The organism is Porphyromonas levii DSM 23370 (assembly GCF_000379925.1).
In the GTDB taxonomy this organism is placed as follows: Bacteria; Bacteroidota; Bacteroidia; order Bacteroidales; family Porphyromonadaceae; genus Porphyromonas_A; species Porphyromonas_A levii.
In genome coordinates this window covers 1-23,348 of the sequence record NZ_KB904238.1, presented here as the reverse complement: position 1 = coordinate 23,348, position 23,348 = coordinate 1, and the positions used below count along the sequence as shown (strand labels likewise).

Here is a 23,348-nt window from a genome sequence, read left to right as displayed (position 1 = left end):
GTGCTTTATGCTTTGTCAAAATTAAACACAACAACTTCCAGCTTAACTTCTCTGTGGCCATCTTGGGGCAAACCGAAGATGTAACTTAAAGATGTTTCATTATGCTTTCCGCAGGAGCGTTTGTAATATTGATGCTGTGTGACAGAATCCTCTATTACACTCATGACAGTAGTAAGGTCCGTTCCTTGGACAAAAACCATAAGTGCTGCATTGGTATCTCTCCAAGTAAGATATCTGTCAAACAGTTGGTTAATGGATTCCATGAAATGCTTTTTACCACGCCATATTTTACATTCGCCAATAAACAGATTGGAGCTATCTGTCGCATCTTTAAGTAGGATGTCCGTTTTCCCTATGTGATTGAAAGTTTCGGCTGTGGCGGTTACTGACTGAAATCGTCTTTCTAACATAGCGATAAAAACATCTCGAAGGGCTTCTTCATCCTTACCTTGATACAAGGATGGCTTCTGCTCCATGCTTTTTCCTATGAGATTAATTTCATTGATTATCTTCTCGTAAAGTTCTGCATCACCCAATTTTGGCTCAAGACTTGCACTTTTGGCGATGATTGATCGTGATAATGGGTCATATACATAACCAGCTATGGTTCTGTGGATGATTTTGTCAACGGCCTCTCCAATGACATTGATATTTACACAAAACCATTCACGTGGTGATATAACAACGCCCCTGTCATCTGGGATGTTGATATTAAGTCGAACTTGGTCGAAGAAGGTATGCAACCTATCCTCTAGCTCACGGGGTTTGATATTATAGCACCTATAAACCTGCACGACTTCAACACCTGCATAAAGGTAGGTTGGTTCATTGAGGGCATTTTTAATGCGGTCTGTTACAGATGTTGTTGTGCTCCCAATCTTATATACATCAGGAACGTTCCGCAATTTGGCGTGTTTGCTTTTAAGGACATAAACAAAGCCTCTTGCCTGATCGTTTTTTTCAATTCGTTCAGCAACAAGCTGTTCTTCGTCAAAGTCGGTTATAGCATAGCCTTCTTTTTGGAGAGCCTTGTCTAGTGAACGATATAACATATCGGACGTTGTCCCATTATCAAAAATGCAACACGTGCGACCATCAAAGCGTTGCCTATCACCACTTTTGAAGCGGTATAGGTTCGACTTGCCATCCACCGATTTTAAGTATACTATGACACCTCCCAAAACATAAAATTTGTCGGGGACCAAATCTTGTGGATGATAAACAGCCAATTTCCTTTTGCCTTCTTCCAAATCCTTATGCAGAGATTCGAACATTGGTCTGTAGGTGTCAAAGTCCTGACAGAACTTGCGCCGCGATATATACTCTGGCTGTATGCGGTCAGACTTTTGCACATGACTCATCTCAAAGATAGAACTATCGTAATCACCGGACAACAGATTTAAAGGATCGTCTCCCAAGATGTCTTCCAGAGTGATATTGGATATGCTTACCCCTTCCAAAAGTCCGTACATATCAAACTCTTTTAGCTCTTTTACCATCTTAGAGTTATTCCGTATGGCTTCAAGACGGCAGAACAATTGAAATTCGTATATATCAGATGCCGACTTTTTAGGTTCACGCTCATGCTCTTCGAAGAAATTTACAATTTCCTCGAAGTTCTGTAATAGAACGGTTTTATTTGATCTTTGTTTAGCTTTAGGTTGCTTTTTCAACAAACCTAAAGGGTCGTTCTGAAACAAAAAGTCTATAAAATCAGAATTCTTTTCAGCCATGACTTTCCATTATTCTTCTCTTCGCGTAAAGTAGCACTTCTGCCAATCTACGCTCATATGGGTCGTTACTATCCAAATTGGGTTCTCTCTGCATCTTTTTGGCAAACTCAGTAACTTTTGGCCAAAAAGCCTTGGCCTCATCATCGGTTACATCAATTCGCATCGATTTGATGTATGCCTGAATAGAGCGGAAGACTCGGGCATCTAGAGATTTGGATAATACCTCGTATGCATCATGGAATGGGTTTACCGAATATATCAGGTCTATGTTTATGTCATTTACGTTAATTAGCCGGTTAGCAAATTCCAAAAACTTCTGACCATTAATATCCTTCACGTCCTTGTGTGACAGAACGGAGTCTATCACAATGTACGTGCCCAATTCCTTAGATTCTTCTTCGTTTAAGTCGGGAAGTACCTCGCGAATAACCTTGGGAATTAGACCATTGTTAATTGTCTCAGCAGGTACATTCTGTCCGATTGCGTGTTGTACATCAGGATTCTGAAGAATTCTTGCCTTTAAATCCAGAAGGTCATTCTCGATGATATCTTTTACCCTATCCGATTTAATTCCACGGAACCCTTCAATGAAAATGGTATGCCCGCTTCCATCATCGTTTTTGGAAGCTCCATCAGTTTCCCCTTCTGTAGAAGTTGAAGTCTCTTTTGGTTTGAAGTTATATTTGGGGGCTATAACTTCTTCCATTAACAATGATGCAGATATCGCTTTCAGTATATTGTTGACACTTTCAACAATTTCTTCACGATTAGCGCTTGGCTCTGCTACGAGGTTGGTGAACTGTGCATGGGTCTTGTTCTTGCTGTCACGTGTGCATCTACCGATAATCTGAACGATTTCAGTCAATGAACCTCGATAACCAATTGTTAATGTTGTCTCGCAGAAAGGCCAATCGAAACCCTCTTTAGCCATACCCAAAGCAATAATAATATCCATATCTTCGGGCTTTTTGATAGCCCTTAGATAAGACATGATTTTTTCACGCTGCTCATAGTCTGTATCGTTCACCAAGTCAGCAACACGCAATTCCCGTCCATCACTAGAACATATGTGATAGACACCGAAGTCATCAGTATATTGGTAAGTTCCAATACAGCCAAGTATTTGGTCAACCTCCATTATTTTTTCACCCGTTGATTCTGACGAATTTACATTAGGGATGTAGATAATTGTCTTTTTCGACAAGTCCAAGACCTCAGAATCTTTCAGGGCTTCAAAATACACTCCATTGTAGAAATGGAAACCAATCCCGAGGGATTTCAGATATTGATAACCATTCAGTTGCTCGTAATAGTTGTATGTGACTTTCTCAAACTTCCGTTCATCACTAGGACTCAAGACGGCAACGCAATCACCACGGAAATATGATCCTGTCATTGCCAGGACGTGAGCATTAGTATCGGCCATTATAGCTCTGATAAGTTCGCCTAGTTTGCTATCTGCCTCTGCTGACACATGATGAAACTCATCGATGGCCAAAAGGCAATCATTGAATTTCTGGCAACCTATTTTTTCATAGGCGAACCTCAGTGTCGAATGGGTGCATAGAAGTACTGACGCATTTTCATCCTCCATAAAGGCAGCAAACGCTTTTGTCTTCATTGGCTCTCCGCCTGGCGCACATAGGTCGTATTTCTGAGATATCACCCAGTCCGAGTGGAAACCATTTGCTTTGAGTTTGGTGCTGCAAAATGACTTCCCGATTGAACGCTCAGGAACTGCTACAATGACCTTTTTTACCAGACCCTGTTTGAGCTTCTCTATGGCTACAAACATAAGAGCCCTTGATTTGCCTGATGCAGGGGGAGCTTTCAGCAAAAGATACTGAGAAGCATATTTCTCATATATTCTCTGCTGCATTTCGCGCATTCCCAGAGCGTTTGTTGTTACGCTACTACCATTCCTGTCGTATGTCGTATTGAAGATATTATTCATTGGCTATAAGCGTATTATACATGTTTTTTAACCACATCAACCTTTCTCCGTTTGAAGAAAAAGGTTGGTTCCTGTAGTATGAATCCACGGTATCATCTATCAATTTATGAACCCGAACTAATTCAGGCGGCATATTCAAGTACATATCGGCTAATGATTTGTCGCAATACTTTTCCCTCACCTCAAGTAGCGTTCTTGATAGATTTCTTAATGTAGATATTTGTTTGGATGTCAAGTCTGGAACAGGAAAAGTATTATAGCGTAGTGCGCTTGAATACCTTGGACGTGTTTCATGCCCTCCACAGGCATTCTTAGCCCAGACTCCATGCATCCGAGATTCCAAAAGTGCTAATAGCCATATATCGCAGTCAAAAACAACGCTAACATTATTATTAACGATAGCATTGGATCCAAGAATGCCCATCTGAAAATATTGGCGGTTTTCAGATGTAACACAAGGCACAATTAACGAGACCTTTCCTTCACTTGTAGTTCGGTTCTCCCTAAACTTATGTGGATTCGCTTTGCTCTTATTTGAAGAGGTTGAACTTGGCTTATGGCGTTGTTGGCGTACTTGCTCTATTCTGTCAGCGATTCCTTGTATCTGTTTGGCTTCTTCTAATTCATTATCTGTTATCCACAAGACCCATTTCGGTTTTCCATTAACGAACTCCTCGCCTCCATACAGAGGTTTAATGAATTTGGTCGCTTCCGGATATGCGTCCAGGAAAGCATCTAATTCGGTTGACGTGAATGTCAAGAAAGTAGCCCCATCTGGCATATTGCCCTTGCACATATGTGGCAATAATGGTGACAGTGGTGTTGTCCGGCTCTTCACACGTATATCAATATCGGGCAAAAGACTCGCGCCGATTTCTTGACAGCGGAACTTTTTGCCTCCTTCAAATAGATACTTCCTTGACAACCGCCCCTTTGTGCCAATTCCAATAATAACAACAGTTACGCCACTATTGTCATTGGATGTCTTCCATTTAAAAGACCTATGTGCAAAGATGTATTCACAACCAGCTTCATTGATTTTGTCTAGAATGAAAGTTGATTGTGTACCCTGTGACACCGAATTCGTAAGAACAAACGCAGCCTTTGCAGAAGTGCCAGAAATAAACCTGGCGGCTTTCATAAGCCATGCTGAACAATAATCGGCACTATTTAGTTGTTCGCTTTTGAAGATACGCAACATAGCCTGTTTTGCAGACGCTGGAATCTTATTGTTGCCCTTAAAATCAGGGCTCCCAACAACATACACGAAATCTGCATCTGCAGGGCGGACATAATTTTCCCATGGAGTATTTAGTTCATCTCCAACGTGAATAGCCAACTGATGGTATGTGTCCTGTATCGAATCTGTGCTTAGAAGTCCGAGACGTTTCAGCTCAGAACTATGCACAAATGTAAGTGCCAGACGGGAAAGTTCTCGCGTCAGTTCATTGGACACTAGTCCTACAAACTGGTCAATATGCAAGGGGTCTCCACATGTGATATCGAATTTGGTCTCAATGTCTCGCAATTGTTGAAGCAAACCGTTGTAGGAAGCGACCAAATAGCAACCGGGGCCATTGGTCGGGTCCAAGACTCTTGTATCGTATATTTCTGTTACAACTTGGGACACATTTTCTGTGGTAGATGCATTCGCCTTCCGTTGCATCTCATTTAGGAATAATGGTTGCAACAGCTTTTCTACATTTATAAATGAGGTTTGATGCCCATACAATCCTGCCTCTTCCTTACCTGTCATCTTATAGATTAACGAGGTAAGGAATTCGGCATCAATCAAATTCGTGTCAAATTGTAGTATTGCGAAGATATACTTATATGCATCGTTGCTCAATCGTAAGCCCCGTGTATTATCCGTAATAAAGGGACACTTCCATGCAAAGAATAAATCAAAGACCTTGGATAGCTTTTCTTTATCACTCTTATTATAACCCTTGATACTTTCTTGTACCTGTGACATCTCTAGCAAAGTGCTAAAATGTGCCATATAGAGAAGGGAGAAAATGAAGCAACGTGTGTTTTCCTCATCGTTGTCATTCAATATTAATTCTCGGTACAATGATTCCACGAGGCTATCAAGTTCTAAAGTACTATAGTGATCATTGCGATTTATATCCCAACTTTGCAAAGGAGCCAGATAGTTGATATATTTAGCAACATCCACATAGTCGCATATAACACTACCAATATATTCATTGGTAATGATAATCTGACGTGGGGTGAACACAATTAGTAAAGGCATAGTCCGTTTGGCGGAGATATACTCTTCCGCCGACATCATGTCTTCAGTACAATACACAACAGCACGTCGATATACGTAAAATGGCCCGCTTTCACCTTGGTCTATTTTAGAGGTGATTTTAGCGATGGTTGTTTCAAGTATACCGAATGCAGAGAGCAGATTAGAAACTGCTTTCGCATAACCTTGAAATTCAAAGTTTTCCAAGCGTTGTCTTATGGCGTTCTCGTCAATCATAATCCATCATGTATCTTATGATTCGCTTTGCAATATATTCAGCCATCTTGACAGGCACAGCATTGCCAATGGCTTGCTCTATATCTGTTTTAGCTCCTACAAATATAAACTCTGCAGGGAATGTCTGCAAATAACTCCGCTCCTTTGAAGTAAGAGAGCGAACAAGATTGATGTCTCTTGTTTTATCTGCGGGATGGAATTGATAGCCAGAAGGAATCGGTCTATTTACGCCTCTAATAGTTGCACTTGGCTCATCAATAGAGAATATGGCTCTTCGTGCATAACTACGTGGGTGCATATAGTAGTATTCTGTATCCAAAGGAGAATCCTTTAGATATTGTCTCACTGTCATGCGTTTCTCAGTAAGTCCCTTTAACAAACTGCGCATGAGGAAATCATCGGGTGCGCCAAGCTTTCCGATTACAAAATATCGTTTCCTCATTTGAGGAACCCCCATATAACTGGCGTTCCATATTCGTTTCGTTATGCCATATCCAGCTTTTCGGAAGTTTGATACGGCTTGTGCAAACACGGGAGATTTCTCTATATTATACACATTCTCCATGACGAACCAACGAGGCTTAACCGCTGAAATAATATTACTATATATCAGGGTTAGATTGGCACGTTTACCTTCAAATTCGCGTTTGCCCGCTATGGAAAAGTCTTGGCATGGTGGCCCTCCTATGATTATGTCCGGGTTTGCAGCCGCAAGTTCTTCGCTTATATCCTTTTGAGACAAATCAACCTTGTAAATAGGGTGCTGGAAATTCTCCTTATATATATCTATGGCTGCTTGCCAAAAATCATACGCTGCAATAACCTCAAATCCTGCATTTTGGAATCCGAGGCTCATTCCACCGCACCCGGCGAAGAGGTCTATTAGTCTATAGTTATTTTTTGCCATTGATATACTGTTTTAGGCATCGTGCAATATACTCTGCCAATTTTACAGGCACAGCATTCCCTATTGCAAGATTTAAGTTTGTCTTGCTGCCTTCGCCCCAATCAAAATCGCATGGAAATGTTTGTATCCAGCTACGTTCTTGAGGCGTAAGTGTTCGAATAGATGGATTTAATGGAATTGGATCATTAGGGTGTCCAGAATATCCAGATGGGACAGGCCTATCTACGCCTCTAATAGTTGCACTTGGCTCATCAATACTGAATATGCCACGTCGTGAATAGGAACGTGGAACTCTGAAATAATATTCAAATCCCAACGAATCTCCAAAATAATCCCTCAATGTCATACTCTTTTCGCTCTGTCCTTCTAATAGGAGGCTGTCTAAGAAACCATCATTCTCGTTCAGACCACCTATGACGATGTATCGCCTTCTTTTTTGAGGTACACCGCATTTACTCGCATCCATTACCATGCGAGTTATTCCGTAGCCTGCTTCTTTGAACATGGATAAGACAATTCCCAATTTCTCACTCTTTTGTATATTGGGAACATTCTCCATTATGAAGAATTGCGGTCGAATCCGTGTTATAATTTCGGCATACTTAATAGTGAGTTGAGCGCGGCCAAGATTCTCGTTCCTATGTCCGGCACTTGAATAGTCTTGGCAAGGAGGGCCACCGATAATCACATTGGGTCTCAATGCCTCCATATCACTCAGATCATCAATATCATTTAAGTCACGCTTGTAAATAGGGTGATCAAAGTTGCGTTTATATATGGCTATCGCTTCATCCCAAAAATCATAAGCGGCAGCTATCTCAAAGCCTGCATTTGAAAAACCGAGAGATAAACCTCCGCATCCAGCGAATAGGTCAATAACACGTATCGTTTTTTTTGCCATTGCTATTAATCTTATTTATCCACAATCAAATCTTTCATTTCCACAGATAGGATAGAGGCTATCTTTTTTAGAACTTCAAGCGTTGGCTGTTGCCTGTTCAAATTGTCGTTCCCTGAAAATGGTTGACTTATTTTTTTGCTGAAACGGATGTCGGTTGACATCGTTTTTGTTGTCAAACTAGAATGAGTTGTCTTGACTCTTCAAAGATACTGATTTTAGTTGACTCAGGCAATTTGGGGTAGTTTTTCGTGGTATACCCCAGGCTTGTTTTTTTCTTTTTCATCACCACCTTTCCTTATAATTACCTGAGACTTAGGAGAGGTGAGTTTAGCCCATATATTTGCTGTCTGAAAGGTATTATTCAAATCAAACAGAGTGAATTATGGAAGCAAATAGCAATGACAACTATGTGCTGGTCTTAGAGGACCGCACCGAGGTAAAGAACCAGCAAGAAGCGGGGAAACTCACTATCGTTTCGGGCATTGATGATAAGGGCAAGCTCAAAACAACTGAGCCACTTGAAGCTAATCAGGCAGCTTTTCTAAAGTTCAACAGCAAAGATGGACTGCTGAAGAACTTTATGACCAACTTTCTCAAGCAGTTCAACAACCCCTCCCATTTCGGGCTATACAAGGTGTTGGCAAACAATGTGGAGCAAGGCGTGGATAACCTACGTACTCTGCTTCAAAGCCGAGAGACTCCTGAAAGCAGACAGCAGTTGGCAGAGGTTGGTGTACCCTTTGAAGACTATCTGCCACAGCAGAAGAAGAGCACAGCCATTGATGCAGACACGGTAGACTGGAAGATGCTTGACAGTCTCGGACTCTCCCGTGAGCGGTTAGAGCAGAGTGGTGAGCTAGAGAAGATGCTCAATTGGCAAAAGAGTAACCTCGTGACCATAGCCATCCCCATAGGAGATACAACTATCTACACAGAGGCTCGCCTTGCTTTTCGCACAGATAATGAAGGCAATATCGGGTTAGCCATACACGCTATGCGTAAAGAGCCACAGCTCGACTATCCCTATATGGGCTACAAGTTCTCCCCCGAAGAGAAGGAACAACTACTCGCAACCGGCAATCTCGGTAAAACCATCGAAGTAACACCCAAGAGCGGAGAACCTTTTGCAGCCTACGTCTCCATCGACCCGCAGACCAATGAGATTATCGCCTTGCGTGCCGACCGTGTAAGCATTCCTCAAGAGATCAAAGGCGTCACGCTCTCTGATCAGCAATACAAAGATCTAGTGGAAGGCAAAGCGGTGAAAGTTGAAGGTATGACCGCTAAGAGTGGCAAATCCTTCGATGCTACGCTTCAGGTCAATGCAGAGAAGAAAGGCATTGAGTTCATCTTCGGAGAGAACAAGAGTCTCAAAGAGCGTCAGGAACAGCGACAAGATCGTCAACAAAGCAAGGCACCTCGCAAACTTTGTGGTCTAGAGCTGTCAGAGAAGCAACGAGAAGCCTTAGACAACGGTCGCACACTTTACCTCAAAAACATGATCGATAAAGAGGGGCAACCCTTCAATGCCTATGTCCGTATGGACAAAGAGCAAAACCGCCCACGCTTCTACAAATGGAACCCTGACAAGAAGCAAGGGGCGGGAAAGGTCGAAGCCGTGGCGGAAGAGCACAAAACGCAGGTAGCCGTGAATAATCACGGCAAGACCAATGAGGCTACTAAGTATATCAAGGAGCCTCTCAAGTCTGGGCAGACACAACCCACTGCACCCCAACAGCAGAAGCAGGACGAAAAGAAGCAACAGCGTCGCGGACGCAAGATGTAAAAAAGAGACTCGCTTTTGCGAGTCTCCGTATGTGGCGGCAGTGGGGTTAGTCACTATATGTTTTGGGAATAATCATCTTTATGTATAAAGGTCTTTATCTGCCACAACCCCAAGAGCCAATACAATATAATCCATAAGCTGTATCTCCTTTCTTGTAAAACTTAAAATTGTAAGACAATCTGCAGTAAAACTTACTAATAGAGGCAGCATATAACTGATTATACAAAAGCCTGAAAATACTCCCCATAAAGTGCGAGTAATAACAAGCGCAAAGTTACAAATAAATAGTTGAATAACAAATGATTTTATGTATTATCGCTGAGAAGCCCTCGGTAGCACGAGATATAGCCCGAATCGTTGGAGCGACAACAAAGCAAGACGGTTATTTAGCGGGAAACGGCTACCTCGTCACGTGGGCTATGGGACACCTCATTACACTTGCCATGCCCGAAGCTTACGGCTATTCTACCTACAAAGCAGAAGAATTGCCCATTTGCCCCAATCCTTTCCAGCTCATTGTCCGACAAGTGCGTAAGGACAAAGAGTACCACGAAGACCCTGCAGCACTCAAGCAACTGAAGGCAATAAGCTCTTGCTTTAATCAGTCAGATCGTATTATTGTGGCAACAGATGCCGGAAGAGAGGGCGAACTCATTTTTCGTTGGATTTACCGACACTTAAACAGTCACAAGCCATTTGATCGCCTATGGATCTCCTCCCTTACTGACAAAGCTATCCGGGAGGGGCTAGCGAATATCAAGCCAGGAAGTCATTATGACCATCTCTATTACGCAGCTCAAGCACGAGCAGAAGCTGACTGGTTGATGGGAATCAATGCTAGCCGAGCACTCTCCATTGCTTACCGTGGAAGCTACTCACTAGGACGTGTGCAGACCCCGACTTTGGCCATGGTGTGTCATCGCTATATGGAGCATAGAGACTTTACCTCTGTCCCTTATTGGAAGCTCTCTGCAATGATAGAGGACGAGGGCTTATCCATCAAAGCCGTGAGCCTACAGAACTTTGATAATGAAGCTGCTGCCCAAACTGCTCTCACTTCATTACGCAGTCTCGGCTCGCTTACGGTCACAGAGGTCACAAGAAAGGTGACGCATACAGCTCCACCCCTCTTGTATGACCTGACCGCTCTGCAAAAGGAGGCTAATGTACGTCACGGCTTTTCTGCAGATAAGACCCTCACCCTCGCACAGTCGCTTTATGAGAAGAAGTTCACTACCTATCCCCGTACGGGTAGCCGATATATCAGTGAAGATGTTTTTGAGGAAGTTCCCGACCTCCTTCGCAAGATTGGCAAACCATTGCCACAAGAGCTGAATCGCCACTCCGTAGATGACAGCAAAGTTACCGACCACCATGCCATTATCCCCACGGGAGAAACCACATCGGTATTGTCGGTAGATGAGACCACGCTTTATCAAATGATTGTTACCCGCTTTGCAGAAGCCTTCTCGGCAGACTCAGAAGAGGAGCGTATGCAGGTACTATTCAAGGACGAGACCAACAGCTATGTTTGGAAAGCGTGCCGTCAAGTTTCTTTGGGTTGGAAATCTGTACAGAGTGCCACTCCTCAAGAGCATAAAGAGAACGAGGAAGACGAGCCACTTGTGTCCTCATTGCCCAACTTGACCGAGGGGCAAACTTTATCCTTGCAACAAGCAGACGTAATTGAGCAAAAGAGCAAGCCTAAGCCACTCTATACAGAAGCAACCCTGCTCTCGGCTATGGAGCATGCTGGCAAGGAGGTAGAGGATGTTGCAAGTAAAAAGGCTTTGGCAGAGTGTGGCATAGGCACACCTGCCACACGAGCCAACATCATTGAGACACTTATCCTGCGTGACTATATCCGTAGGGAGAAGAAGAGCATAGTCCCAACGGAGAAAGGATTAGCCGTCTATGAAATCGTTAAGGACAAACGCATTGCCAATGCGGAGATGACAGGAGCGTGGGAGGTGGCACTAGCTGCAATTGAGGCAGGAAGTATGGACGCGGGTAAGTTTGCACAAGGCATCAACTCCTACGTTTCCACCATCTGCGAGGAGTTGCTCTCACTCGCCCCTGCACCTAGACAGCAAAGGTACCCTACATATCACTGCCCTAAGTGTGGTCGTGAGAGTGTGGGGATCTATGCCAAGGTGGCAAGATGCAAGAATGATGATTGTGATTTCCACATATTCCGTGAAGTATGCGGTACGTATCTCTCTGAAGAGAATATCCGAGACCTCCTAATCAAGGGACGTACCCCTATCTTGAAAGGTTTGACGAGCAAGGCTGGTAAGAAGTTCAATGCCCGATTAGTTCTACAAGAGGATAGTTCTACCAAATTTGAATTCGAGCAAAAGAGAAAGAAGTAATAGTCCGCACAAGCGACTTAGCTCAGTGCCACAACTATCTCTCACGGCATTCCTTACTTGTCTATCGTAGTTAATAGGAAGCCGATTCGTGGGATTGACTTCCTCCCACCATAGCTAACAACTATCATCAACAAACAGAGTACCTCTATGGCATACAACAAGAAAGCAGTTTTGGCAGCGAATACGGAAGCAATCCGTGTGGTGCTACGATTAGAAAAAGAGCATCGTCCAGCTACTGAAGCAGAGAAACGCATCTTGCGTGGCTACCAAGGCTTCGGAGGTCTGAAGTGCGTATTGAACCGCACAGACACGCCAGCGGACATTCGCTATTGGAGCAAATCAGAGCAAGAACTCTTTGCTCCGACACAACAGCTCAAGCAGATGATCTATCGGGAAGCGGTTGATGCTCACACCGCCAAGCGGTATTGGGAGAGTATCAAGGCGAGTGTACTCACCTCATTCTATACAGATAGACGTATCGTCTCTGCGATTTCAGATGCTCTAGCAACAAGTGGTGTGACGCTCAAGCGATGCCTCGACCCCTCCTCGGGGATGGGAGCTTTTGCCGAAACATTTGCCAAGCAGGTGGGCATTGTTGATGCCTTGGAGAAAGATCTGCTCACGGCTCGCATCAGTCAAGCGTTGCACCCTTATGGCGAGGGCAACATCTTCGTGCGAAATGAACCCTTTGAAGCGATAGCACCCTTAGAAGAGACGGAGAAGTATGACCTCGTAACCAGCAATATCCCCTTTGGAGACTTTATGGTCTATGACCGTGAGTATAGTAGGGGGAATGATCTCTTCAAAAAGGAGTCAACACGAGCCATTCATAATTACTTCTTCGTAAAGGGCTTGGACTGCACTAGAGAGGGAGGTCTCGTTGCATTTATCACTTCACAAGGCGTACTCGATGCGGCTCTAAATGAGCCAATCAGACGCTATCTGATGCAAAACAGCCGACTCATCTCTGCTATTCGTCTGCCAGCAGGGATGTTTAGCGAGCAGGCAGGGACTGAGGTCGGAAGCGACTTGATTGTCTTGCAAAAGCAGTCGGGCAAGGAGATTGGCGAGGAGCTGGAGAAGCAGTTTGTTCAGACAGTCGCCGTGCCCAAGGGGGATGGATTTTCTATGGCTTTCAACCACAACTTACTTTTCGAGGGTTCGTGGTATGATGTGGCACCTCGCACCATAGCCACCAGTCGTGAGCTGGGTAGAGACCCTTACGGCAAGCCAACTTGGAAGTATCGCTTTGAGGGAACTATAGAGGATATGGCTGAGAGTATCCGAATACAGCTCACGCAAGATGTGACAGCACATTTTGACCGCAAGCTCTATGAGACGGGAATAGCGATGAGCAAGGAGGAGCGACAGAATGAAGCCGAGAAGCAATTCCGTAAGCTGGGCGTAACGGTCGGATTGCCTGGGGTGGAGCCTAAAGTAGACGAGGAGCAAGAAACAGATAACGCTTATGATCTAATGCCTGATAGCATCAAGAGTCAACTCCCCAAGCTATATGACACAGAGAAGCAACTTATTGGCGACCGCACAGCTTATGTCCGATATTTCTTCCCGCTGGGAGCTTATACAGCCTACCTCTTAGAGTACAACCCAGAGGAACGTCTTGGGTTCGGAGCAGTTACAATGGGTTACGGTTGGGAGCTCGGCTACATCTCCTTGGACGAAATGAAAGAGGTCAAGATACATGGCTTGGGGATTGAGCGTGACCTTCACTTTTCACCTACAGCATTGCATAAGATAGCCGAGCTAGAAGAGCTTGTCCAAGGACGGTATAGCAAAGAGGTGGTACAAACAGAAAACCCAACGGAAGATGTCGTGGAGAAGTCCTTTTCAGAGGGAACTCCCATCAACTCCATCGAAAAGAATGAATTGGTAGAACCCATCCAGCAGGAGCAAGCCTCATCAATGTTAGAACCAGCACCCGAAGGTGTGCCAGCTCTAACGCTACAGCATCAGTATGAAGCGGATATACGTACAGATTTAGAAGCCCCACGAGAGATGGGCGGACAGATGGTTTACTTTGATGACGACCATCATCCCGTGATGGATACTACCGATGTCGGTTTGGAACAAGCAGGTTATTTATTTGCTCCCGAAGAGTACGAACTTTGGACGCAGGAGGTCACCCGTGTTAATAGGGAAATCAAAGAGATTGATAAGCAACAGACAGGCTCTAAGCCCAAGCAAAGCTCAGTAAAGCGTCCAAGAGCAAGGAGAAGTACTAAGCTATCCTCAATTGAGCAACCATCTCTATTTGACTTTGCAGAAGTGGAGAGCGAAGTACAGCCAGTTACAGAGGTTAAGAAGTCGTTTGATGCTTCACCTCGTCCATTCCTCTCTTTGCCCGACTCGCATCTACGAGACGGGTCGATCGTGCTGCAAAATGGACAAGTGGGGTATCTCTCGAATCTGAAGCGACAGCCTACCTTTCATCCGATGGACTTACCCTATGAGCGCCTGACCAAACTCAAAGCGTACATCGAGATACGAGAGAGTTATCATCGGCTATACGACTACGAAGCGAACAATAGATGTGAGGATAGCGAGGAGCGTATAAAGCTCAATCGGCTCTATGACGACTTCGTCAGTCGCTGGGGGTATCTCAATCAGAAGAGCAATACAGACCTCATCAAGATGGACGCTACTGGGGTCGAGATACTCTTCTTAGAGCGATCCGATAAGGGGGAATACATCAAGGCAGACATCTTTGACCATCCTACCGCCTTTGCCACTACAGAGGTGACAGTAGCTGCCGACCCCACGGAAGCTCTCGTCTCTTCTCTGAATAAGTATGGCTCTGTGGAGCTAGACTATATGAGTTCGCTCCTCCCCGATATGGAGGAGAGTGACATTATCTCAGCTCTAGAGGGGCGTATCTACTACAATCCAGAAGTAGATGGCTACGAAGTGGCAGACAAGTTTATCTCAGGCAATGTGATAGAAAAGAGCGAGCAGATTGAGTCGTGGCTACTAGAGCATCCCGATCATGAAGAAGCACAGCAAAGCTTAGCTACCCTACGAGCTGCCACACCTACTGCGATACCCTTTGCTGAGCTTGACTTCAACCTTGGGGAGCGGTGGATACCGGCTAAAGTCTATAGTGCTTTTGCCTCAGAGTTCTTTGAAACAGAGGTCACCGTCACCTATCAGAGTACGATGGATGAATATGTTTTGCAATGCAACAGACGCAATGGGAACATTTGGCATAAGTATGCTGTGCAGGGAGAGTTCAGACGCTATGATGGACTTAATCTCTTAAAGCATGCGCTACACAATACCATCCCCGATATCAATAAGAACAAAGAGGTTCGAGATCTAGAGACAGGCGAGACGAAAACGATCAAAGTGCGTGATGGACATGCGATACAGATGGCTAATGCTAAGATAGAGGAGATACGTCAGGGCTTTGTAGATTGGCTAGGTAGAACACCAGAGAGCTTTAAGCAACAACTATCCGACAGATATAATAAGCTATTCAACTGCTTCGTGCGTCCCAACTTTGACGGTGCGCATCAATCCTTTCCCGATCTAAATCTGAAAGGACTAGGTATCTCTGACCTCTATAAGAGTCAGAAGGATGCCGTATGGATGCTCAAAACCAATGGCGGGGGTATTTGTGACCATGAGGTAGGGGCTGGTAAGACCCTCATCATGTGTACGGCAGCCTATGAGATGAAGCGCTTGGGCTTAGCAAACAAGCCGATGATTATCGGACTAAAGGCAAATGTCTTCGATATTGCCGACACTTTTAGAAAGGCTTATCCCAATGCTAGAGTGCTTTATCCAGGTAAGAATGACTTCAATAAGCAAAACCGCCAACGCATCTTTAACGACATCAAGAACAACGATTGGGATTGCATCATATTGACCCATGAGCAGTTTGGGATGATACCTCAAGCTTTAGAGATACAGGAGGCAATCTTGCAAAAGGAGAAAGACTCTATAGAGGAAAACCTAGAAGTTCTTCGTCAGCAAGGTGCGGACATTTCCCGAGCTATGCTCAAGGGATTGGAGAAACGAAAGCAGACCCTCGAGGCCAAACTACAAGGCATTCAAGATAGCATTGCCGAGCGTAAGGATGATGCTGTGGACTTCAAAATGATGGGCATCGATCACCTCTTTGTGGACGAGAGTCATCAGTTTAAGAATCTGATGTTCAACACTCGTCACGACCGAGTCTCTGGCTTAGGTAATCCAGAGGGCTCACAGCGTGCACTCAATATGCTCTTTGCCATACGTACTATTCAGGAGCGGTCTGGGAAAGACTTAGGAGCTACTTTTCTCAGTGGCACAACCATCAGCAACTCACTCACAGAGCTCTATCTGCTCTTCAAGTACCTACGTCCTCAAGCACTCGAAAAGCAAGGCATCAATAGCTTTGATGCTTGGGCTGCTGTCTTTGCGAAGAAGTCTACCGACTACGAGTTCTCCATCACCAATGACATCATACAGAAGGAACGCTTCCGCACCTTTATCAAAGTGCCAGAGCTGGCAGCCTTCTATGCGGAGATTTGTGACTATCGTACCGCTAAGGATATCGGCATTGACCGCCCAGAGAAGAACGAGATATTGCATAACATACCGCCCACGCCCGAGCAGGAAGAGTTTATCAGCAAGTTGATGGAGTTCGCGAAGACAGGGGATGCGACCCTTTTAGGACGAGATGAGCTATCGGAAAAGGAAGAGAAAGCCAAGATGCTAATCGCAACGGACTATGCCCGCAAGATGAGCTTGGATATGCGAATGATTGACCTAGAAAGGTATTCGGACCATATAGACAACAAAGCCAGCCACTGTGCCAAGCTCCTCAATAACTACTATCAGAAGTATAACGAGCAGAAGGGAACACAGTTTGTCTTCAGCGACTTGGGTACTTACAAGCCAGGCGAGTGGAACGTTTACTCTGAGATTAAGCGTAAGTTGGTAGAGGAGTATCACATTCCATCTCACGAGATTCGCTTCATTCAGGAGTGCAAGAATGAGAAAGCTAAGAAAGCGATGGTAGAAGCGATGAATAGGGGCGATATACGTATCATCTTTGGCTCTACATCTATGTTAGGCACGGGTGTCAATGCCCAGCAACGAGCTGTAGCTATACATCATCTTGATACTCCGTGGAGACCGTCAGACTTAGAGCAACGCAACGGACGAGCTATCCGAAAAGGCAATTTGGTTGCCAAGGAGTTTGCCGATAACAAGGTCGATGTGATTATATATGCAGTGGAGCGTTCGTTGGATAGCTATAAGTTCAACCTACTACACAACAAGCAGCTTTTCATCAATCAATTGAAGAGCAATCAGCTCGGTATGCGTACCATCGATGAAGGCTCAATGGATGAGGATAGTGGTATGAACTTCTCGGAGTATGTAGCTGTGCTATCGGGCAATACAGACCTTTTGGAAAAGGCAAAGCTAGATAAGAAGATTACCGCATTAGAGTCAGAGCGCAAGAACTTTCTCCGTGAGCGAAATGGAGCTATCGGTAAGTTGGCAGAGATTGACCATTCACTCTCTTACCACACGGGCAAGATACAAGAGGCGAAGAAAGACCTCGCTTGCTTTGAGCAACGAGTGGAACGAGATGCTGAAGGCAACCCAGTCAATCGACTTTCAATTAAAGGCGTAGAGGATTGTTCTGACATCAAAGTCATTGCTCATCGTCTTCAAGAGATAGAGGAAAAGGCTCGTACCAATGGTGAGTACAACAAGATAGGAGAGCTTTATGGCTTCTCTGTTATGGTCAAGACGGAAAGTTCCTCTCAGAACTTATTTGACCTATCGGTGAACCGCTTCTTCGTAAAGGGCGAGGGGAGTATTTACTACACCTACAATAACGGCAAGTTGGCAAATGATCCTAAGCTGGCTTGTCTGAACTTCTTCAATGCGTTAGAGCGCATTCCCAAGGTGATCGAATCTCACGAGAAGGAGATAGCAAAGGTTTCAGCAAATAAGGAGGTCTACACCGCCATTGCCAACAGCTCGTGGAAGAAGGAGGAGGATTTGCGTTCTCTCAAAGCCCAAGCAGCCGAGCTGGACAGAAAGATTGCCCTCACACTCTCTCCGCCAGAGGAAGAAAAAGAAGAAATAGATAAAATGAAGCAAGGAGAGGATTTGTCCGATAACAATCATTCAGCCGGAGTAAAGGACGAGAGTCATCCTGCTCAAGACAAAGAAGAAGACTACCGGTCACAAAACTTCAGACCCAAGTGGAGACACTAAACGCATGTTTATTATCCAACGGAAGTGAAACAGTCTTACCTTCATTTTTTAGTAGATATGAATAAAGTGCGGGAATATTGCAATTGATATTCCCGTCCAAAATTATCGCCAGATAGATTCCCTATTCCAATGGTCTGGAAAACCTATCTTATAAATAGGGATGTCCGGATTTTCCTCTATCAGTGAGATTATCTTTCTCTTATATGTATCTCCTGCATTGATAGCATTGCACAAGTATAACATGGAAGTAATGATTAGATATGGCTTCTTTTTGGAGAATTCCGATAAAGGATATTGTAGCCAAATGCCTCTTGGATTACTAATATCCATTGGACGTTTTACCATATTTCGACTCCATACTCTTGAATGATGGGCTACAATATTTCTCAAATATGAAATGGCTTCTAACCAACTTGATAACTCATTATGCAGATTGAGCCCGAACTCATTAGCAATTTTCGCTTTCTCAGGAATTTGGTGGTTAAGATTCTTGTATAACTTTGAAAGCGTGCCAAAGGTAGCTACTTCAAAAATAACCCATGCATCAGGTTGCTGAGTAAGAGATACACATTTTCCACCTTTCCAAACGCCATACTTTCGTTTATACTCTTTTATGAAAACCTCACCACTACGCAGAAATTCAGTCCTTAAATCTTCCAAATGTTGCTGATGAAGCGATTCGCTGACAAAGAGAGTGTTATCCATATAAAACAGACCACCATAGGATTGAGACAGATGGTAAATCATCTTTGTTCGTAAGGCGATCTCTATTGTTTCAATGGCATCAAACAAGATAAGCCGTAATTCTTTGTCAAAAGAATACCGTGCAATAACATCTTCAAAGCGAGAATCCGTTTGAAAAACATGGTCTTCTTTGTCTTTCTGCATATCCCACCAATACCCCTTCAAACGGTAGTAGCTGATATGACTTAAATGAAGATGGGCGAACTCCTCATCTTCTATAATCATGCCTCTATGCTTCAGTAAATCAATTTGTTCCTGAATGGAGCGTGATTCTTTATTCGACATAGTATCTATAAAAAAAATGACTCGCCAGCAGATCTTACGGTATGCTAAGCGAGTACTGTTATATTTGAAGTGCAGGCAACCTGCGACTATCTTTCTGCTTGCAAAGGTAAGCAATTATTTTAATTCAACCAAACGATCGGGAGAAACTATATTACCAGTCATCTCGTTTTCGTAGCATCTCATCGATTTCCTCACGAAGGAATAATAGGCGACCATTGGCTTTGAGGTAGGGAATCTTACCCGCCCATACCCAATTGTAGATGGTCTTTTGCTCAACCTTTAGCAATTTAGACACATCAATGATGTCAAGATACTCAGGCTTGAGCGGTGGCCGAACAGCAGCTTCTATGGCTTGCTCTCGTAATACCAGCAAGTGGTCTAGCTTTTCTTCCACACTCGCAAGCTTATCGAGCAGACGTTTTTGCCAAGGATCTTCTGTAAGATAGTCTAAGTATGACATAGTTCCCCTTTTTGATAATTCCCTACTGTATCTTGTAACAAGATACGTTGCTCTCTCATATAAGCAATATACTTCTTTGCAGTGCGCTCTTTGACTCCCAGCTCTCGCATTAAGACATCGCACAACTCTTGGTAAGAGAGACGGCGGTTACTTTGAAAGGTCTCAGTAACAATTGAAATTAATTCGTCTGTTTTTCGCTTCTCCTTATCCTCCTTAGACTTTTCCCCACGATAGACATGCATCTCCAGCTCTTTATCCCATCCAAAGAGCATCATCGGGACATCTAAAGGGCTTCCATCTCTCACCTTCAAAGCCTTGACTACAGAGTATTCAGGGTTGTCATCCTTCTCAATTGAAAGAATTCCGGCTGACTTACGTTGTAATTCTGAGCCTATGTGTCCACGAAGCTTGATACCGTTTGGCACAAAGTGTAATACACAAATGATGCAGGTGTTATAAATCCCCGCTAGTCTGTAAAGCTCATCTACAACAGCGATACTCTCGGTCTCATCGTTTGCAGAACGCACCAAGTCTGCAATCCCATCAATAACTACTAAGTGTATCCCACCATGTTTATGACGAAACAAGTCCATGCTTTCACGAATAAGTTTCAACCGATCCTTACGAGAAAGTGAGGCTAGATATAGAGAATGGTAAAAGTCAGGAACAGTCTCTATATCGGCTCTCCGTAATGTCTTTCCCAAATTCTTGTATAGTTGAGCCTCAGACTGCTCTGTGTCATAGTGCAAAACAGCCAAGGCTTTCGGATTGGGAGTTATTTCTAATCCTAATGTTCGCTCTGAATCTAACCTTTCAGCACATAATGTGCCTGCAAGGATAGAACCAATGTAATTACTCTTGCCCGTACCCTCTCCACCTGTAATGCAGAAAAGATTGTCCTGAGAGCCGAGAGGGACTCCATTGACTGAGACAACCGACTTAGAAACATCTGGAGGGTTGTCGTAATCAATCTCACAAGATTGCAATATCATCATTGTTTCGCTGTATAGGCTGGAAAACATTCGCGCGAGAAGATCTCTTAAATCCTGCTGACTATGGCCTAGGGCAAAGTAGTCAGAGATGTCTTTCTCCGTTTTGATGCCGCTCAAAGGGAGTTGTAGTCTAAGCACTCCAAATTCAGAAAGCGCTTCCACCTGTTTCTGTGCCTCTCTGATCCCTGTTTCATCAGAGTCGTATAAGATGATGAGGTGTAAGAAGCGAAGTGAAAGACTTTCGATAATACCTCTTGGTATTTGTGCAGTCTCGCTATTGAAACAAATTGCATTGAAATGGTGTGCAGAAAGAGAGAGGACATCTTTTTCTCCTCCCGTAATAAATAGGATATCTCCTTTATTAGGCAGTTGTGCTAGCCCAAATACATACTCTTCCGATTTTTCTCCACCATATAGAAACCTCAGTTTACTATTCGGTCGATATATTTTGACGAAGTCGTTGTGAGCGTAACAGAAAATGGGTTCTTCGGAAGAAGAGATGAGCTTAAAAGGTTTTCCCTCTCTACTCACCGATTCGTAGCAAGACAACGATTTGACATGGTATTGCTCCAATGTTTTCAAGGAGATCCCATATTGCTCCCAAAAAGCAAGTTCCTTTTGAGTAAAGGGTCGCTCATAAACTCGGAACGAATTTTTGTTTGCTATGTATTCCACTTTATCCATCGATTCTGTACACCTCTTTTGACACTGTTCAACGGATTGCCTAGGATAGGTGGAACGGACTGCTTTCATGTTTGTGTCTCTTCTGTATTCAATAGAAATCTTTAGATTTAGATCCTGGATAATAGTCACTAGAACCTTCTTGAACTCAGATCGGACATCAAGCCCCAAAATTGTTGCAGCAAACCAGAAGCAATCACCTGAGTATGCTTCATTTCCAAAGTCTTTCATTCGATAGGAGTCTGACTTAGGATCAAAATAGACATTACAAGATGCTCGTTTGTCATCATAGAGAGGATTGCGAAAGTTCCGCTTGGGAACAAAGTCAATTGGCATATAGAAGTAGAAAACCTCTAATCCTCGATTGGTCAACTGCAGGATTTCTTCTTTTAGTGTCATAGCTCTTCAAAAAGATTTTGTGCATCTTCCCCCAAATAACCTTTCAGTATGCCATCCTTGTAAGCATTCAACCGTTGCAATGCTTCTATGCGTCTAAATCCTTTGAACGTAGCACGTCCTGATTTTACAGCTATATATAGACCCTTAAAAGGATAAAGGACATGATTACAGGATACATAGCGATATGGAACAGCATTGGCATCTCGCCATCGAGCAAGAGAAGCTTTTGATATTCCTAATAGACGCATGATGTCTGATGAATTTAGCTCAATCTTTTCTTCAAGGACGCTATACTCTCTTTTGAGTTCTTTGATGAAGTCTGCAACTTGGCGTACTTCCTCTCGAAGGCCTTGAATTTCATCGAGAAGTGTGCTAGGGTTATACGTCTCCATAGGATTCTGCCAATGTTTGAAAGGTTTCAGCTAGAAGTGGAAGTAGCTTCTTCAGTAGCTCATGTTCGGTTTCTTTCAGGAAGATCTCAATGAGACGTTCAATATTGGATAATGCGTCATCTATTTCCAGCGGGTGAAAATGGCGAAGAATACGTAGTAAGTCCTCTTTCTGACCATAAGACATTGATTACCATGGTGAGTTTGGACAGAGGCGAAAGATTCAACCGCACCTAACGGCAAGTGCAGAATAAGCGTATCCATACCAAAAGCTTCAGCACATCTTTGATAAGTACTAAGGCGAATGTCTCTTTGGAACTTGCAAGTCTTTACAAAGTTCGAGTAGTCTAATCCGCTGTCATATGCTATTTGCTTGACATTGTCACACGAAGCCAACATCATATCTAGTGTTGGACAAATGACATACAATCGTCTATCTCTTGCGGGCTTAACGGGTCGATTTTTGTTCATGTTTCTTCTACTGTCGAATTATCATCTGCAAAGATCCTATTCAAAGCCCTTTATAGACGAATATCTAAACACCATTCATTGGTAATATTCTACCAGTGTATTTTCATCAACACACTTCTCTGCATAGCGATAGCACTTCATAGATCTTTGGGCATACCCCCTCATCGTTTTAGGGACGTAACAATATATGATAAGCTGAAGTGAGTAGCATCTCATATAATGACCGCCAGTGCACGGTGCAAGCCTTATCTATATATAAGAGACTGTTGCACATTCGAGTTTAGACGTTTTTGACTGACCTTTTTTCAGATTTTCGTCTTGTCTAGCTTGAAAAATCGCCTTGTTTTTTGATTATTCTCCTCTGTAAAAGCTCTAAATATGAGCTTTTACAGAGGATTTCTAGTACTTATCTCATAACAAGTGCTCCTCTTATAGAGGCTTCTTCATTTTGCAATAATGTATTGAGGTATAACTGGGGAGCTCTTTTGATGTTGTAGCAAATGGCTTCAAGTATATTTTGTGCATGCGTCTTAGCTAACCCCCGAT

The 23,348-nt window shown here is 43.7% G+C and carries 12 protein-coding genes; 3 read left to right on the top strand and 9 right to left on the bottom strand.

The annotated features are described in order from the left end of the window. Positions 1-5: 5 nt before the first annotated feature. From A3GG_RS11705 to A3GG_RS0102995, 5 genes are read right to left on the bottom strand one after another with little or no spacing between them, the layout of a single operon-like run. Positions 6-1,733 carry a GIY-YIG nuclease family protein gene (locus tag A3GG_RS11705; protein ID WP_018357846.1) on the bottom strand — a complete coding sequence of 576 codons (1,728 nt, stop codon included), beginning with the start codon at positions 1,731-1,733 and terminating at the stop codon, positions 6-8. Then, positions 1,726-3,687 carry a DEAD/DEAH box helicase gene (locus tag A3GG_RS0103010; protein WP_018357845.1) on the bottom strand — a complete coding sequence of 654 codons (1,962 nt, stop codon included), beginning with the start codon at positions 3,685-3,687 and terminating at the stop codon, positions 1,726-1,728. The genes A3GG_RS11705 and A3GG_RS0103010 overlap by 8 nt, the downstream gene beginning before the upstream one ends. Further along, a complete protein-coding gene (locus A3GG_RS0103005) occupies positions 3,680-6,178 on the bottom strand; it encodes a type IIL restriction-modification enzyme MmeI (RefSeq protein WP_018357844.1) in 2,499 nt (832 codons plus the stop codon). Before A3GG_RS0103005 ends, A3GG_RS0103010 begins: the two co-directional genes overlap by 8 nt. Continuing rightward, the gene (locus A3GG_RS0103000; protein WP_018357843.1) at positions 6,171-7,085 is read right to left on the bottom strand and encodes a DNA cytosine methyltransferase; all 915 of its coding nucleotides are present in this window, start codon (positions 7,083-7,085) and stop codon (positions 6,171-6,173) included. Before A3GG_RS0103000 ends, A3GG_RS0103005 begins: the two co-directional genes overlap by 8 nt. Then, positions 7,072-7,986 carry a DNA cytosine methyltransferase gene (locus A3GG_RS0102995; RefSeq protein ID WP_018357842.1) on the bottom strand — a complete coding sequence of 305 codons (915 nt, stop codon included), beginning with the start codon at positions 7,984-7,986 and terminating at the stop codon, positions 7,072-7,074. The genes A3GG_RS0103000 and A3GG_RS0102995 overlap by 14 nt, the downstream gene beginning before the upstream one ends. Before the next feature lie 382 nt (positions 7,987-8,368). Here A3GG_RS0102995 and A3GG_RS0102985 point away from each other — a divergent pair, with 382 nt between their 5' ends. The 3 genes from A3GG_RS0102985 to A3GG_RS0102975 all read left to right on the top strand — a co-directional run bounded on the left by A3GG_RS0102985 (position 8,369) and on the right by A3GG_RS0102975 (position 18,381). Beyond that, positions 8,369-9,772 carry a DUF3945 domain-containing protein gene (locus A3GG_RS0102985; RefSeq protein WP_018357840.1) on the top strand — a complete coding sequence of 468 codons (1,404 nt, stop codon included), beginning with the start codon at positions 8,369-8,371 and terminating at the stop codon, positions 9,770-9,772. A 299-nt stretch (positions 9,773-10,071) separates the two neighbouring features. Continuing rightward, positions 10,072-12,144 (top strand): type IA DNA topoisomerase, encoded by a 2,073-nt coding sequence (locus A3GG_RS0102980; protein ID WP_018357839.1) that lies wholly within the window; start codon positions 10,072-10,074, stop codon positions 12,142-12,144. A gap of 147 nt (positions 12,145-12,291) precedes the next feature. Beyond that, complete coding sequence (locus A3GG_RS0102975) at positions 12,292-18,381, top strand: helicase-related protein (protein ID WP_018357838.1); 6,090 nt, start codon at positions 12,292-12,294, stop codon at positions 18,379-18,381. Between the two features lie 102 nt (positions 18,382-18,483). Here A3GG_RS0102975 and A3GG_RS0102970 read toward each other — a convergent pair whose 3' ends face one another. From A3GG_RS0102970 to A3GG_RS0102955, 4 genes are all read right to left on the bottom strand, one after another. Further along, positions 18,484-19,410, bottom strand: coding sequence for an Abi family protein (locus A3GG_RS0102970; RefSeq protein ID WP_018357837.1), 927 nt, complete (start codon positions 19,408-19,410; stop codon positions 18,484-18,486). Positions 19,411-19,561: 151 nt separating this feature from the next. Beyond that, complete coding sequence (locus A3GG_RS0102965) at positions 19,562-19,870, bottom strand: helix-turn-helix domain-containing protein (protein WP_018357836.1); 309 nt, start codon at positions 19,868-19,870, stop codon at positions 19,562-19,564. Continuing rightward, positions 19,858-21,942, bottom strand: a complete 2,085-nt coding sequence (locus A3GG_RS0102960) for a bifunctional DNA primase/helicase (RefSeq protein ID WP_018357835.1) — start codon at positions 21,940-21,942, stop codon at positions 19,858-19,860. The genes A3GG_RS0102965 and A3GG_RS0102960 overlap by 13 nt, the downstream gene beginning before the upstream one ends. Then, a complete protein-coding gene (locus A3GG_RS0102955) occupies positions 21,939-22,334 on the bottom strand; it encodes a hypothetical protein (RefSeq protein WP_018357834.1) in 396 nt (131 codons plus the stop codon). The genes A3GG_RS0102960 and A3GG_RS0102955 overlap by 4 nt, the downstream gene beginning before the upstream one ends. Positions 22,335-23,348 lie beyond the last annotated feature (1,014 nt).

Excerpts from the sequence above, each read along its gene's own strand:
- A3GG_RS11705 (WP_018357846.1), bottom strand. The coding sequence starts at position 1,733 with ATGGCTGAAAAGAATTCTGATTTTATAGACTTTTTGTTTCAGAACGAC.
- A3GG_RS0103010 (WP_018357845.1), bottom strand. The coding sequence starts at position 3,687 with ATGAATAATATCTTCAATACGACATACGACAGGAATGGTAGTAGCGTA.
- A3GG_RS0103005 (WP_018357844.1), bottom strand. The coding sequence starts at position 6,178 with ATGATTGACGAGAACGCCATAAGACAACGCTTGGAAAACTTTGAATTT.
- A3GG_RS0103000 (WP_018357843.1), bottom strand. The coding sequence starts at position 7,085 with ATGGCAAAAAATAACTATAGACTAATAGACCTCTTCGCCGGGTGCGGT.
- A3GG_RS0102995 (WP_018357842.1), bottom strand. The coding sequence starts at position 7,986 with ATGGCAAAAAAAACGATACGTGTTATTGACCTATTCGCTGGATGCGGA.
- A3GG_RS0102985 (WP_018357840.1), top strand. The coding sequence starts at position 8,369 with ATGGAAGCAAATAGCAATGACAACTATGTGCTGGTCTTAGAGGACCGC.
- A3GG_RS0102980 (WP_018357839.1), top strand. The coding sequence starts at position 10,072 with ATGATTTTATGTATTATCGCTGAGAAGCCCTCGGTAGCACGAGATATA.
- A3GG_RS0102975 (WP_018357838.1), top strand. The coding sequence starts at position 12,292 with ATGGCATACAACAAGAAAGCAGTTTTGGCAGCGAATACGGAAGCAATC.
- A3GG_RS0102970 (WP_018357837.1), bottom strand. The coding sequence starts at position 19,410 with ATGTCGAATAAAGAATCACGCTCCATTCAGGAACAAATTGATTTACTG.
- A3GG_RS0102965 (WP_018357836.1), bottom strand. The coding sequence starts at position 19,870 with ATGTCATACTTAGACTATCTTACAGAAGATCCTTGGCAAAAACGTCTG.
- A3GG_RS0102960 (WP_018357835.1), bottom strand. The coding sequence starts at position 21,942 with ATGACACTAAAAGAAGAAATCCTGCAGTTGACCAATCGAGGATTAGAG.
- A3GG_RS0102955 (WP_018357834.1), bottom strand. The coding sequence starts at position 22,334 with ATGGAGACGTATAACCCTAGCACACTTCTCGATGAAATTCAAGGCCTT.